Source organism: Mucilaginibacter sp. 3215 (assembly GCF_050433785.1).
GTDB lineage: Bacteria > Bacteroidota > Bacteroidia > Sphingobacteriales > Sphingobacteriaceae > Mucilaginibacter.
Genome location: NZ_JBNPWO010000002.1, coordinates 171,938 through 187,181, shown reverse-complemented (window position 1 = coordinate 187,181; position 15,244 = coordinate 171,938). Strand labels below are relative to the sequence as shown.

The following is a 15,244-nucleotide window of genomic DNA, read 5'->3' as shown; positions in this document are numbered from 1 at the left end:
GGAGGATAAAGAGCTTTCTAAGATTATGGGCGTATACATCAAATTTTAAGTAAAACGCCGGCAGTTAATCTATTTCATACTTTTCGTAAGGGATTTCAAAGCTAAAAGTACTTCCTTTGCCCGCATCGCTTTTTACACTGATATTACCTTTTTGCAATTCAATTAATTGTTTGCAAATGTATAAACCGAGACCTGTACCGCTATTTCCTTTTGCCGAATTGGTTTGGTAATATTTTGAAAACAGGTTAACCTGTTGTTCCTGGCTTATACCGGCTCCTGTATCGCTGATATCAACTGTTAGGCCCCCTTTGCTGTCAGATAATTTTAGTGCTGCTTTGATCTTTACATTTCCCGTATCGGTATATTTGATAGCATTGCTAACAAGGTTTACGATAATCTGCTTTAACCTGAAACTATCACCCAAAACTTCAGCTTCCGGATCGCCTTCAAAATGATAATTTAATTCCAATTGTTTTTTATCAGCACTAAATGCCATGCTTTCAATTACTTCTTTTAACGTTTTATCCGGACAGAATGGATCATGATGGATCTTGAGTTCACTGCTTTCCATTTTTGCGGCATCAAGGGTATCATTGAGCGTTTGTAGTAACAAATCGGATGATGCCCGCACTGTACCCAACATTTCCGCCTGTTTGGGTGTGAGTGTCGTTCTGCTGAAAATGTATAGAAAACCATTTATTGATGTAAGCGGATTACGGATTTCATGACTCATATGCAGCAGCAGGTCCATTTTTTGTCGTGCTATCATTACTGCGCGCTCATTCTCCTTAAGTAAAAGCTCTTCAGATTTTCCCAGTTTAATAACAAACACGATCAGCAACACTGCGAAAGCCAGAAGCAATAAAAGCGCAACAAGGTAAAGCCTGTTTAGTAAACGAGTTGTTTCCAGGTAACTGTTAAAGGCTAAACCCTTAAAGGCATCGGTCATGCTGTAATTTATATCCTTAATGGTACTAATTAACTGCTCCATTTTATGGGTAATGCGCATATTGAGGGCGATGAGCTGTCTTTGCGCTTCCTGTAATTTGGAGTTGCTTTGTTGTAATTGCCTGATTTTATTGAGATAGTTGGATTGATCTTTATTGCGAAGTTTTTGCGTAACCGAGTCGACATAAATTCGGGTCCGGTGGTTAATAACAACACCTCCCGAATTGGTTGCATAGGCGTTTTTGTTCTTTATGGCTTCTTTAATTCTTGCAAAAAAACCTTTTCGTTTTACCTGGCCGGGTTGGGTTAAGGTGTCGCTGCTGTTTTGTACCGTACGGCTACTTTTAACGGCAAGTTTATTTTGAACGGTTGCTGTGCTATAATCTGAATAGGTTGTGAGCAGGGAATCAAAGTCGTGCCGGGCAGAAAGAAGATCAGCAGATAGTTTTACCTTTTGATTATGCCATGTATGAAGTTGAGACCGCTGTTCAGCATTTAGTTTGGTAGTGTCATGCTGCATGTTTAAAAGGGTATCAATTTCAGCAAAAGCCAGCGAAAGTTTCGCCTGATAAGCCTGGGCCTTAGCAGCGTCGGCGTCTACGAGTGAGGATTGAAATAAATCCTCGGCCTGGTGAAGTAAAAGCAGCGCCTGCTGGGGCCTGGAATTATTAAGGTCCATAAGGTGCGAGATCTGTGCCGTATGGGCCAATCTTTCGGTGATTTTGTCTCTCACAAAAAGGGCAGCGATAACTAAAATTATGGTAAAGGCTAAAAAAGCAAGCAGTATCTTCCTGGATAAAACGTTCATATAGTTATTTTCATCAGTATTCCGGCTGGTGTCAATTTGAAATTGATACCGTCGTTGCTAATGGTTTGAAGAACAATGATAATGATAAAAATAATATAATCACCCGGTGATTATCACGATTGACTGTCAGTACCTTTGGCACAGCGGTAAATATTTAACCTATATTTTAATGAATGATTTTCGCTTATGTTAAACGTATTGGATATTATATAAAAGAGGGGTCGCTGTTTTAACCATAAGTTATGAAGTAAAGACAAGGTAATTTTTAAATGCTGGTTGTGGATGGCCAAAATTATAGATGCTAAGCGTAAATGTTATGCTATCTACAGCATATATTAGTAACCTGATATTTACCATGAGATATTTTACAATAAAATGCCTGTTAATTTTAAGTCCGTGTCTGATATGCAACGTATTAAAAACTCAAAATAAACCTGTTGAATATTTAGCTTCATCCGCAAGGCGTGTTTCTCCGGGCAATCGAACCTATTATATCGATCCTGTTAAGGGCAATGATGATAACACCGGGTTAACCAGTTTAAACGCATGGAAAACGTTTATAGGTATTAACCGGCTTATTTTGTCGCCGGGTGATGTAGTGAAGATACTGTCGCCAGGAGGATTTTACGAAACCTTGTCAATTATGGCCCATGGAACGAAAGACAGGCCGGTAAAGATCTGGTTTGCCCCTGGGCGGTATAACTTCTTTCCGGATGGGGCTTACAAAACACAATTACAGATTTCCAATACTAATGACGTGCCCTACGGATTAAAAGCAATTGCCTTAATGCTTGATAGCAGCACGTTTGTTGATATTAACGGGAAAGGCGCAACGGTAAACCTTCGCGGCAAAATGATTGAAACGTATATCAATAACAGTCATCATATCAAATTGAATGGCTTGAGTTTCGATTACCAGCGTCCAACGGTTTCCGAGTTCAGCGTGGTAACAACAACTTCAAAATATGCCGATGCCGCGGTTAACACCGAATGCAAATTCAGTATTAAAGATAGTACATTAACATGGCTTGGAGAAGGCTGGAGTTATCAGCCCGGGTCATACTGGCAGGTGTATGACCATGCCACCAATGAATTATCGAGAATGGAAATCCCTCAGGAGGTACTCCGCTATGAAGCCACAGGAGAGCATAGCCTGAGAATATTTTTCAAAAACAATCCGGGTTTTAAAAAAGGCTTAACCTATCAAAATCGTGATGTTACCCGCGATTGCGCCGGTTTTTTTATACAAAGAAGCAGTAATGTAAATTTAAGCCATATTCGCATTTACTTTATGCATGGCATGGGCGTAGTAAGCCAGTTTAGCAAGGACCTGAACTTCAATCATGTTGTAGTAAAGGCTAAAGACGGTCGCACGTGTGCTGCCTGGGCAGATATTCTGCATTTTTCGGGTTGTAGTGGCAAAATTGAAATTGCAGGCTCATACCTGTCGGCAGCAAATGACGATGCAATTAATGTACATGGCACTTTTCTTAAAATAACAGAAAAACTTTCCGCAACTCAGGTTAAAGTAAGGTTCATGCATAATCAAACTTACGGATTTGATGCTTTTGCGGCTAACGACAGTATTGGCCTTGTTCACCCCGCCAACCTACTTACTTATCAAAATAATAAGGTATCGAAAGTCGAGAAGCTGAATAACAGGGAATTTTTGCTAAATTTTAGCAACCCGATGCCTGATGATATGCAAACAGGCGATGTGGTGGAGAACATTACTGCCACGCCACAGGTATGGATCCATCACAATACCATTGAGAAGATCCCTACAAGAGGTATCCTGGTTACCACTCCCAGGAAAGTAATAATTGAAAACAATATCATTAACCGGACCCGCAACAGCGCAATTATGATCAATGATGATGCGTCAAGCTGGTACGAATCGGGGGCGGCAAAAGATGTTACTATTAAAAATAATACGTTTTATAAGTGTGGAGGACCGGTTATAGCCTTGTCGCCCGAAAATAAAGTGAAATCGACGGCGCCGGTTCATTCGGGAATTAAAGTAATTAATAATAACGTCACATTGAAGGATACCCAATTTTTTGATGCTTCAAGTACATCCGGAATTGAAGTTACAGGGAATAAAATAACCACAACTGGCAGTGTTAAAAATATTGATCAGTTGATAAATTTAAAAGACTGTCAGGACACCAGGATTTATAACAATCAGCTAACAAAGCAGAAAGAGTAATCGGAAGATGAACAGATGCCAACAGAAGGGTAGTTTACTTAATAGCGAGTGCCGAGTAGATTATTCCTCCAAGCCTTGATGGTGTTTGTGCCAGTTTAACTGTTTTATAACCTAAAAGAGTAAACTCGACCTCTAACTTTTGAAATGATATAGGGTAGGGAACCCAGGGATTACTTTTAGCGGCATCATATTCTACAATCAGCAATTGAGGATTAGCTTTAAATCCTTTCTCCAACTGTTTTATCAATTTGGGTTTATCAGCTACAAAATGCAGTGAGTTTGCCATAAGTACCCCATCCAGCAAACTAACGCCAATCTGCTCGTTTACAAAATCAGCTTTTCTGAAATCTATTTTGACGCCATCGCTAAACGCAGGAAAATGTTGTTGCGTTTTGTCGATGGCTGTAATATAACTTTCCGGAGGCAGCGGGAGCTAAAACTCGTCGGCCGTGCTACGGCTGTCAATAAAGGGCGAGCTATAAAAACTTACAATCAAAAGCGTGTGATCAACAAGGAAAGTCCATTCAGAAGTTTGATCTTTTTTGTAAGTAACAACATCTTCGCAACCAAACGAGTAGTTAACGTCGAGCACTATGCGGAAACTTCCCTGCCCCGTGTTCCGATCAAATTTGATCCTGTCGAAATTTAAACGGGTCACTTCCGGCGAACCTTCCGGCCTGAATTCGCGCTCAAGCGCATGTTTAAGCTGTTCGTAGTTTGCCGAAAGCGGCTCAAACATAACATTCAGAAAACTTAACAAGCTTGCAGGTTCATTCTTTAGCTCATCAAGCTGACCTTTGTTGAGTTTAATTTGTAAGCTATTCATCATCAATACAAATTTAAAAACAAAAGCCGGATTAAATGAAATGCGAAACACAAGGGAGGCGTTTTGTAAAAAAGGCACCGGATAAATTTTGATCCTGAACTGGATATCCTGAGTTAAAAAGAATTAAAAGAGAAAGTAGTATTTTTATTTTTTAATTGTTTTTATTACAATAATTACTGCACGAAATCGATTGCTTTTGAATTTTTTTCAAAAGCAAGATATATCCCGTTTCTTATGATGTATCAATAATATCTCCGCTATAAATTATAATTTTTAAATAGCCAGTTTAGTAAAGAAAGCTTGTTAGAGATTCACGTTTTGAATAAAGTGACGATTTTTAATTTTTTTTAATAATTGTTGTTTTGACAATAAAAGTTTTTACATTTAGCTTTCTATAGTAGCCCAACCTATTTAATTATAAACCAGTTAAGACCAATTCATGGAGATTTTGAACGATGCTCATATTATTGAGCAATTAAAATTGGGGAACAAGGAGGCCTTTGAAGCAGTATTTAAAAAATACTATAAGCTGCTTAATGTATCGGCCTTTTATATTTTACGGGATGAAATGGAAGCTGAAGATACCGTTCAGGGTTTTTTTGTTGATCTTTGGGAGAGACAATTATATACCAATATTAATTCGTCATTAAAAGCTTATTTAACTACAGCAATCCGTAACAGATGCCTCAAAAAAGTTGAAAGCGAAACACGAACGCAAAAAAAATTGGTAGATTATAAATATACTCTTACCGAAATAGAGGAGGAAGAAACACCTGTACCGGAAATTTATCCTGAAAAAGTGCTGGCTGATTTGTCGATACAACGGATGCAGGCTTTTACGCTGGTGCATTATGAGCATAAAAAGTATAAAGATGCGGCCCTTGAAATGGGCATTAGCATAAATTCTTTGAAAACTCATTTAAAACTGGCAATAAAAACTTTAAAAGAAGGGTTAAAGAGTGCCAAATAAGTTCACCCTTTTTATCCATAATGAGGTCTTATAAATAATGACATACAATAAAGCGTATTTTCAGGAACTGATAATTGAGCAAATTACAGGCGTAATAAGTGAGGAAGACAGTCATTTGCTTGAACAGGCTATACAACATGATCCCCGGATTAAACAACTGTGGGATGAAATGCAACAGGTACTTACTTCAGATAAAGCTCAAATCTTCTTTAATAATATTGATGAAAATAAAGCCTGGGATACAATCCAGCCTGAAATAAAGCCGGTGCGATCGATCAGGCCTGGCTGGGCAGGCGCAGTAAAATGGCTTTCTGTAGCAGCTTTATTATGCATCGCGTTTACCGCAGGATATTATTGGCGGCAAATGCCTGTTAATGCTCTTGTTGCTGCAAAAAGAAATCTTAAAACACCGGCCATTGAGCTACGATTGGCAAACGGGCAGCATATCAACCTGTCTGATACCAGCAAAAAGGTGATCAATATGTCGTTTGCTCATTTAAAGAAAAGTGTTAACGGTTTAAGTTACCAGGTGGATAATAGTAAAAGTGAAGAGTGGAGCACACTCGTTATTCCTTCAAAATTAAACTACCGGATAGTACTTTCAGACGGTACACAGGTTTGGTTAAATTCTGTATCAAGCCTGCGCTTCCCGTTTTCATTTTTAGGCAAAACCAGGGAAGTGTACTTAACAGGCGAAGCTTTTTTTAAAGTTGCAAAAAATGCTGCCCACCCGTTTATAGTTCATACAGGCCAAACTGATGTAAAAGTTTTAGGTACAGAGTTTAACGTAAATACTTATCATGCCGGTGAAACAGTAACTTCGTTGGTTGAGGGCTCGGTATCAACAAGCGGTCAGGATAAACAAAAAATGCTTTTACAACCTGGCTACCAAGCTGTTTATACATCGGGGGCTGGGTTTCGGGCCCAACCATTTGATTCTGCTGTTGAACTGGCCTGGATGAATGATATTTATTATTTCCATAACATTAAACTTCACGATATAAGCGATGTGCTGCTCCGCTGGTTTGATGTAAAAGTGGTTTTTGACGATCCAGCGAAAGCCGACGAAGCATTTAGTGGTGCTATTCAAAAAAACAAACCAATTGAAGTTTTCATTCAAAATATTAAAGCATCTGCAGGAGTTTCGGCCCTTTTAAAGGAAGGGGTTTTACACATCAGGTAAGAAAGCGCCACGGTTAAACCACAACCTGTTTCCCGGTTATTTAATGCCTGGCCCTTAAGCGCCATGGGAATCATTTGCCCTTGTTTGTCAAATGGGTAGCATTAGTAATGCATTGAAATAGTGTTGATTAACAATGTTTGTTTTTCATTGTAATAAAAAAAATACAATTTTTCTTGTTTCCGTTCACCCGTTTTAGCAGGAACAGGTCTTAGAGAAAACCAATCGTAAACCCAATAAATATGGAGAGAATTCTATTCAGCCGGCGGCTTATACTGCCCTTTATTTTTCTTTTATTGGTAACCCGGTATAGCGCTGTACAAGCGCAGGGTACTGGACCAATAACACTTAAAAAGGCTAACATCAGTTTGGCCGATGTATTTAAATCAATCAAAAAGCAAACGGGCCTAACCGTTTTTTACAGTAACACTCTTTTGAATGACAAAGAATTGGTTACTGTTGATTTTAAAAACGCTGAACTGAAAGAAGTGTTCGGCGTTCTTTTGAAAGGAAAAAACCTGAATTATGTAGTGCGTGACCAACTCGTTGTTATTGAAAAGAGCGAACCCGCGCCCGTTGTAAACCCTCCCAAAAAAGAACCTGCAGGAGCCGTCGTTCCTAAAAAAGTGCAGGGGATTGTTTCTGACGACAAAGGCCTTACTTTACCAGGTGTAAGTGTTAAGGTTAAGGGAACCATGAACGGCACACAGTCAGACATGGATGGAAAGTACACTCTTAATTTAAAGGAAGGCGGAGGTTCAATTATTGTATTTTCATTTGTGGGATCAAAATCGCAGGAATTTGATCTTGCAAACTATTCTCCATCAGCCGGCGGCGTTTATAAAATTAATGTGCAAATGGGCGCTGATAAAAATGGCCTTGAAGAAGTTACCGTAGTTGCCTACGGTACGCAAAAAAAGGCGAGCCTTGTTAGTTCGATTACCTCTATAAACCCTAAACAGCTCAAGGGGCCGTCAAGTAACCTTACCACCATGTTGGCAGGCGTTGTACCGGGGATGATCTCTTACCAAAGAAGCGGTGAACCGGGTGCTGATAATGCCCAGTTCTTTATCAGGGGCGTGGGTACGTTTGGAGCTGGTAAGGTTGATCCGCTGATATTGATCGATGGTATTGAAATGGGCACCACCGATCTGGCAAGGCTTCAACCAGATGACATATCGGGCTTTTCGGTGCTGAAGGACGCTACAGCCTCATCACTATATGGTGCAAGGGGGGCAAACGGTGTAATATTGGTTACAACTAAGCGTGGTGAGACGGGGGCTGTAAAATTCAATATCCGCGGTGAAAATTCAACATCATCAAACGTCAAGAATATTGATCTGGCCGATAATATTAGTTACATGACATTGGCTAATGAAGCGGTACTTACCCGTAATCCGCTGGGCATCTTGCCTTATTCGCAAAATAAAATAGACCATACTGCAAAAGGTGATGACCCGCTGTTATATCCCAGTAATAATTGGATCAAGCAGTTGATCAAAACCAAAACCAATAACCAACGGTTTAATATGAACGCCAGCGGCGGGTCAGAAAAAGCTAAGTACTATCTGGCCATGACCTATAATATTGATAATGGCAACCTGGCCGAGAACAGCCTTAACAATTTCAGCAACAACATTAAGCTGCAATCATATTCTCTTTTATCAAACACAACTTTAAACCTTACTAAAACCACCGAGGCGGTGGTGAGCTTAAAAGGCCAGTTTGATAGTTATCATGGCCCTATCGGCGGTGGTGGTTACACTTTTTTAAACGCCCTTTGGAGTAACCCTGTAGCTTTTCCGGCAATTTATCCGGGTAATTTGCTGCCATATGTAAATCACCCGCTTTTCGGTAATGCCATTATACCTGGTGGCGGTTTGTATATGAATCCTTATGCGCAATCCCTGTCTGGTTTCCAAAGCTCAAATACCAGCACACTGACAGCGCAATTAAGCTTAAGTCAAAAGCTTGATTTTATAACGCAGGGTTTATCGGCAAGGGCAATGGCGTATACTACGCGTTATTCATACTTCACTGTTTCACGTCAGTATAGTCCTTATTATTACCAATCAGATGTAGTTAACGGAACCTTTAACGGCTTAACGCTACTTAATAACGGATTGGCAGGCAGCAGCATTGGCAATACGCCAACCGAATATTTGACTTATAATCAAGATCCGGCGTTAAATGTTTCTAATTCCATAGCTTACATCGAAACAGCGGTAACCTATAACCGCACCTTTGCTCAAAAACATGCTGTTAGCGGGTTACTGATCGGGACTATGCGTAACTATCTTACAGGTAATGCCAAAACATTACAATTATCATTGCCGTCACGTAATCAAGGGGTATCGGGCAGGTTTACCTATGGTTATGATAACCGGTATCTGTTTGAGTTTAACTTTGGTTACAATGGGTCTGAGCGTTTTGCAAGTAATCACCGTTTTGGTTTTTTTCCGTCTGTAGGTGCGGGTTGGGTAGTGTCGAACGAGAAGTTTTTTGAGCCATTGCTTTCAACTATTGATAACCTTAAATTCAGGGTTACCTATGGTTTAGTAGGTAATGATCAGATCGGAAAGCCGGAAGATCGGTTTTTCTATTTGTCTGACGTTAGTTTAAATAATGGCGCCTATGGCCAGTTTGGTACCAACTACCTATATAGCAGGCCGGGCGTAGCTACCAGACGTTATGAAAATCAGAATATTACCTGGGAGCAATCAAGGCAAACTAACCTCGGCATGGATTTAACTGTGGCCAAAAACTTCACCTTAACAGTTGATGCCTACCAACAAAAACGTGACAATATTTTAATGGTACGCAGCACCATCCCAACCTCTATGGGTTTGCAAGCTGATATATCTTCAAACGCAGGTAAATCATCCAGTAAAGGGGTGGACATTGCTATGGATTACAAGAAAAACTTTAACAACTCTTTCTGGATCCAATCGCGCGGTACGCTTACTTATGCTAAGAGCAAGCTGTTGAAAAATGAAGAACCTGTTTATCCAAATAACCTTCAATACCTGAGCAAAGTAGGTAATTCCTTAAGCCAGATATATGGCCTTATAGCCGAGCGGTTATTTATTGACAATGTAGAGGTAGCCAACTCGCCCGTCCAAAGCTTTGGCGACTATAAAGCCGGCGATATTAAATACCGCGACATGAACGGCGATGGAAAAATAACCAGTTCAGATATAGTGCCGATAGGGTATCCGCAAGTGCCGGAAATTATCTACGGTTTCGGTTTTTCTGTTGGGTATAAAAACTTTGATATCAGCGCGTTTTTCCAGGGCTCGGCAAGGTCTTCTTTTGTCATCAATTCAGCAGATATTTCTCCGTTTTATTTAGTGAGCGGCCTGCAGAACAACGGCCTTAATACAGGTAACCAAAGCGGTCTGTTAAAATCAATTGCCGATGATCACTGGTCTGAAGATAATCGTAACCCTTATGCGTTTTGGCCACGCTTAAGTAATACCATACAAGCCAACAACAGCGCTACACCAAATTCTCCAACATCAACATGGTGGTTAAGAAAAGGCTCGTTCCTGCGCCTGAAGTCGGCAGAACTTGGATACAATTTCAATAAGAGTCAACTCAAGTTTATCCATTTGAATAGCGCACGTATCTATCTAAACGGTTTAAACCTGTTAACCTTCAGTAGCTTCAAGCTTTGGGATCCCGAAATGGGAACCTCAGGATTGGGTTACCCGATTCAAAAAGTATTTAACGTGGGCCTGCGGGTAGAATTTTAAAGCTTTCAAATTAATTATATGAAAAGTAATTTTATACAAAAAATTAAGCAATCGGTATTAAATCAAACACCAAAGGGAAATATCTCCATGGTAATAATGATCTTAATAATGATTGTGCCGGTAACATCCTGTAAAAAATCTTTTTTGGATGTTGTACCTGATAACGTATCAACAATAGCCAACGCCTTTGTTTCACAAACCGAGGCCGAAAAGTATTTGTTTACCTGCTACTCATACCTACCTACGGAAACAGATCCCACTTATAATGTTGGGCTTACCGCCGGTGATGAAGTTTGGGTGGAAGACCCTGCAAATCACATACGGTCAACAAATGTACTGCAGTTGCCCAGAGGATTCCAAACCTCGTCAGATCCTATTGCTAATTATATGAATGGTACCAGGGACGCGGCTGCGAATTATAAGGCTATACGGGATTGTAATGTTTTTATTGAAAATGTAAGCGACAAAGGCAAAGTGCTTGATTTGGATATTGACACACGTGAGCGTTGGATTGCAGAAGCTCAATTTTTAAAAGCTTTTTATCATTTTCAACTTTTCAGGGCTTATGGGCCAATCCCCATTATCGATAAAAATCTGCCTATTGACGCCTCCATTGACGATATACGGGTAAAACGCCGGCCGGTTGATGAAGTAGTAAATTATATAGCCGGGTTATATGATCAGGCTGCCGCAAAATTACCTTTAACAATCAGGAATGAAGGAAGTGAACTGGGGCGTGTTACCAAGGCGGCTGCTTTGAGTATGAAAGCCAAATTGTTAGTAACGGCGGCGAGCCCGTTGTTTAATGGCAACCCGGATTATAATTCATTCAAGAATAAGGATGGCGAGCAGTTGTTTAACCCCACTTTTAGTGCCGAAAAATGGCAGCGCGCTGCCGATGCCTGCAAAGCAGCCATTGATTTTTGCGAGTCGCAAAATATACGCCTTTATACGTTTCCTACACCTACTAATCCACTTAGTCAAACTACTATGACTCAAATGGGTATAAGAAACGCGATGAGCGAAAAGTGGAATGAAGAGCTGATATGGGGGCTAACTGCCAATAATAACATCAACTATAATTCATTCTTCCAGTCGATGTGCGCCGGGCAATATGATTTTAACAATGCCGATGCCGCAAAGTCAGCCAATCGCCCGTTACTTGGCCCTACCTTAAAAATGGCTAAGATGTTCTACACTAAAAACGGGGTGCCGATTAACGAAGATAAAACGCTTGATTTTAGTGATATAGCTCAGCTAAGGGTTGGTACCCATGACGAGCGTTTTAACATCAAAGAAGGGGAAACAACTGCAAGGCTTAATTTTGACCGGGAGCCACGTTATTATGCCGACCTTGGATTTGACCGCGGTGTTTGGTATATGGCCAACAGCCCAACTAAAACCGATGAAGATACCTGGTGGATGAAGGCCCGCGGTGCCGAAGTTGGGCAATCGTCACCTATACCAATTGCTGGTTTTTATATGAAAAAAGCCCTTAACTGGCACTACGAATGGGCAACGGTTACCTATATCAATTACCCTTGGCCCGAAATGCGTTTGTCTGATCTGTATTTGCTTTATTCAGAGGCATTAAATGAAGCTCAGGGGCCTGTAGCTGATGTATATACCTACGTAAACCGCGTGAGAGCGCGGGCCGGCCTGCCTACGGTTCAGGATGCCTGGACTAATTACAGTATTAATCCAACCAAATATACTACGAAAGAAGGAATGAGGTCAATCATACAGCGGGAACGCAGCCTTGAACTTTGTTTTGAAGGCCACCGGTTTTGGGACCTTTTACGCTGGAAAACAGCCGGTGTTGAACTTAATGGAAACGTAACAGGATGGACAATAAGCGAAAATTCACCTCAGTTATATTATCGCGAACGGTTGATTTTTTCGAGGCATTTTGTGATTCCGCGCGATTACTTATGGCCAATAAAAGAAAGCGATTTACTGGTTAACCAAAACCTGGTTCAAAACCCTAACTGGTAGATATAGCGACAATATGTTTAACAATAAAAACATTCACATGGAAACAATGAAATTACGGGCTGCTTTCTGGATCGGGTTGTTAGCAATAATAATAACAGGCTGTAAGCAGGAAACACTTAATAAACCTACTATAACTAATAACAACCCGCCTGGAGTTGTTACCAACGTGCAGGTACAAAACGAAAACGGTAAAGCCAGTTTAACTTATACGTTACCCGGAGATAATGATCTGTTTTACGTAAAAGCAGTTTACGAAACCTCTCCGGGTAAAACACGCGAGGTAATTGCATCACGCTACACCAATACATTAACTGTTGATGGCTTTGGCGATACCCTGGCACATGTGATAAAGCTTTACGCGGTAAATTCAAGCGAAAAGGTTTCGGCACCTGTTAGTGTCACAGCAAACCCTTTAACGCCACCGTATCTTCTTGCTTACCGATCACTTAAAATAACTGCTACTTTCGGTGGTTTTAACATTGCTTGTGATAACCTTACCCAGGATAACCTGGTTATTGTACCAATGGTTGATACCGCTAACAATGGTTTATATGTGCAGCCAAAGGGTATGGATAATGTTTACAGTAACAGCATCTCAATAAAAGCTGCTGTAAGAGGTCAGCCGGCTATTGAGCGTAAGTACGCATTCTTTGTAAGGGATAGATTTTTAAATAAATCCGACACTTTATTTTTAAATCTTACACCTTTTTATGAGGAGCAGTTTTCAAAATCGGATTGGTCGGTTTACAAGCTGCCAGGCGACGCAACCAACTTGTATTCATATACCGATGTAACCAAAATTTTTGATGGAAACTTTACCGGCGGTTGGCCAAATTGCCTCTTTACGGTTGAAAGTGCCGGAAGCCCGCAAATGGTAACAATCGATCTTGGTAAACAAAGGGTATTCAGCCGCTTTATTCTCAATCCATTCATCGAGATCGGTAATGTATATTATGTAAGGGGTAATTTGCGTGATTTTGAAATATGGGGATCAAATTCGCCAAATGTGAATGGCGCGCTGGATGCTTCATGGACGAAATTGTTAACCTGTAACATAGTAAAACCATCTGGTTCACCTTCAGGTACGGAAACAGCCGCTGATTATAAATACGCACACGATGGATGGGGCTTTGATTTTCCGGCCGGATTAAGTGCTTACAGATACATCAGGATCAGGAGCTTGCGTAACTGGACAGGATCGTACTTTATGAGTATCAGTGAATTTACCATGTTTGGAAAGTAACAAGGCCGATGCATTTATCAATTTAATTACAATTATGAAACTATATAAAATAACATCATGCTATCTTTTAGTGCTGGCTGCTTTCACTATGAGCGCCTGTACAAAAATGGATGATTATAAAAAGAAATATGAGCCCAATGGGGCAATAATATATCCGGGCAAACTGGATTCCGTTCAGGTGTTTTCTGGCAAGAACCGTGTTTTGCTAACTGGTCTGTTTACATCTGATCCTAAAATTGTGAAATACCGGGTATACTGGAACAGTAAACAAGATTCGATAGAAACGCCTGTAACCCGTACATCAGGGGTTGACACGGCTAAATTGGTCATACCTAATTTACCTGAAGGTACAATGACCTTCGAGGTCCGCACTTTTGATAACGGGGGCCATATTTCCGTTCCGGTTACATTGGCTGCTAATGTATATGGTACTCTTTACCAAAGTTCACTTATCAATAGAGGTATAATCGCGGTCAAATTACAAACAGATGGCTCCGCGTTAATTAACTGGGCTGACGTTAATGCTGATGACGGATTGGTTTCAATGGAACTAAAATACACAGATGCTGCCAATAAACAACGCGATACAGTAATTGTATCACAGCCAACTGGTTTAAGCACCTCTCTGCCTAAATTTAATGCCGGAAAAACGCTTAGTTACCGCACAGGTTTTAAACCCAATAAAACGGCCATCGATACTTTTTATGCAGATTACGTAGATCAGAAAGTAATCGATGTAACTAATGCTTACCTCTTAAACACAGGGCCTTTTCAAAGAAACACCTTTGATGGCCGTTGGGGAACCCTCGCCGCGCCATGGATAACCAATGCGGCGGCCAAAAATAAAGATGGCGGTACCAATGGGGGCTATAGTTCTGATGGCGGCGGTACTATTAACTGGGAAACATGGAACAATACACCTGTTGTAAACGGTATAGTATATCAGGCTACGTCTTCGCAGCTATCGGCAGGAAGTTATACTGTGTCATTTGATGCCTATTCGGAAGTGCAATCAAATTCATCGGTTTACTGTGTGGCAGCCGCCGGAGGGAACGGCATCCCGATACTCGCAGATCTTTCAACAGCGCTGGGATCTGTAAAGATGTATAACGGCGCAAAGGCTGGTACAACCAGTCCGAGTTCAAGGGATGTGAAAACTTTTACTTTTACACTTTCTTCACCGCAGGTTGTGTCCATAGGATTTCTGGGTAACCTGGTTGGTAATGGAAACCCAGGCAATTATTTTACGGTGTTTAATATTAAACTGTTTAAAAATTAAAAATGATAAAAAGTCCCCGGTGTAAGCCAGG

Annotated in this window: 10 protein-coding genes; 7 read left to right on the top strand and 3 right to left on the bottom strand. The window is 40.6% G+C overall.

The window, feature by feature from the left end:
- Positions 1 to 64 precede the first annotated feature (64 nt).
- Positions 65 to 1,756 (bottom strand): sensor histidine kinase, encoded by a 1,692-nt coding sequence (locus tag ABIC84_RS04585; protein WP_429262798.1) that lies wholly within the window; start codon positions 1,754 to 1,756, stop codon positions 65 to 67.
- 355 nt (positions 1,757 to 2,111) lie between these two features.
- On the opposite strand from ABIC84_RS04585, the gene ABIC84_RS04580 reads away from it, so the two are divergent.
- Complete coding sequence (locus ABIC84_RS04580) at positions 2,112 to 3,965, top strand: right-handed parallel beta-helix repeat-containing protein (protein WP_426588199.1); 1,854 nt, start codon at positions 2,112 to 2,114, stop codon at positions 3,963 to 3,965.
- Between the two features lie 34 nt (positions 3,966 to 3,999).
- Here ABIC84_RS04580 and ABIC84_RS04575 read toward each other — a convergent pair whose 3' ends face one another.
- Positions 4,000 to 4,251, bottom strand: coding sequence for a hypothetical protein (locus tag ABIC84_RS04575; RefSeq protein ID WP_426588197.1), 252 nt, complete (start codon positions 4,249 to 4,251; stop codon positions 4,000 to 4,002).
- 147 nt (positions 4,252 to 4,398) lie between these two features.
- Complete coding sequence (locus ABIC84_RS04570) at positions 4,399 to 4,794, bottom strand: hypothetical protein (protein ID WP_429262797.1); 396 nt, start codon at positions 4,792 to 4,794, stop codon at positions 4,399 to 4,401.
- A gap of 436 nt (positions 4,795 to 5,230) precedes the next feature.
- Here ABIC84_RS04570 and ABIC84_RS04565 point away from each other — a divergent pair, with 436 nt between their 5' ends.
- The 6 genes from ABIC84_RS04565 to ABIC84_RS04540 all read left to right on the top strand — a co-directional run bounded on the left by ABIC84_RS04565 (position 5,231) and on the right by ABIC84_RS04540 (position 15,213).
- A complete protein-coding gene (locus ABIC84_RS04565) occupies positions 5,231 to 5,761 on the top strand; it encodes an RNA polymerase sigma factor (RefSeq protein ID WP_176624545.1) in 531 nt (176 codons plus the stop codon).
- Between the two features lie 37 nt (positions 5,762 to 5,798).
- On the top strand, positions 5,799 to 6,944 hold the full coding sequence (locus tag ABIC84_RS04560) for a FecR family protein (RefSeq protein ID WP_426588192.1): 1,146 nt from the start codon (positions 5,799 to 5,801) through the stop codon (positions 6,942 to 6,944).
- A 239-nt stretch (positions 6,945 to 7,183) separates the two neighbouring features.
- On the top strand, positions 7,184 to 10,696 hold the full coding sequence (locus ABIC84_RS04555; protein ID WP_429262796.1) for a TonB-dependent receptor: 3,513 nt from the start codon (positions 7,184 to 7,186) through the stop codon (positions 10,694 to 10,696).
- Between the two features lie 18 nt (positions 10,697 to 10,714).
- Entirely contained in the window at positions 10,715 to 12,691 is a 1,977-nt protein-coding gene (locus tag ABIC84_RS04550) for a RagB/SusD family nutrient uptake outer membrane protein (protein ID WP_426588187.1), read from the top strand.
- Between the two features lie 37 nt (positions 12,692 to 12,728).
- Positions 12,729 to 13,934: a DUF5000 domain-containing lipoprotein gene (locus tag ABIC84_RS04545; RefSeq protein ID WP_426588185.1), complete on the top strand. Its 1,206-nt coding sequence runs from the start codon at positions 12,729 to 12,731 to the stop codon at positions 13,932 to 13,934.
- Positions 13,935 to 13,968: 34 nt separating this feature from the next.
- Positions 13,969 to 15,213 carry a DUF4998 domain-containing protein gene (locus ABIC84_RS04540; RefSeq protein ID WP_426588183.1) on the top strand — a complete coding sequence of 415 codons (1,245 nt, stop codon included), beginning with the start codon at positions 13,969 to 13,971 and terminating at the stop codon, positions 15,211 to 15,213.
- The last annotated feature ends 31 nt before the right edge of the window (positions 15,214 to 15,244 follow it).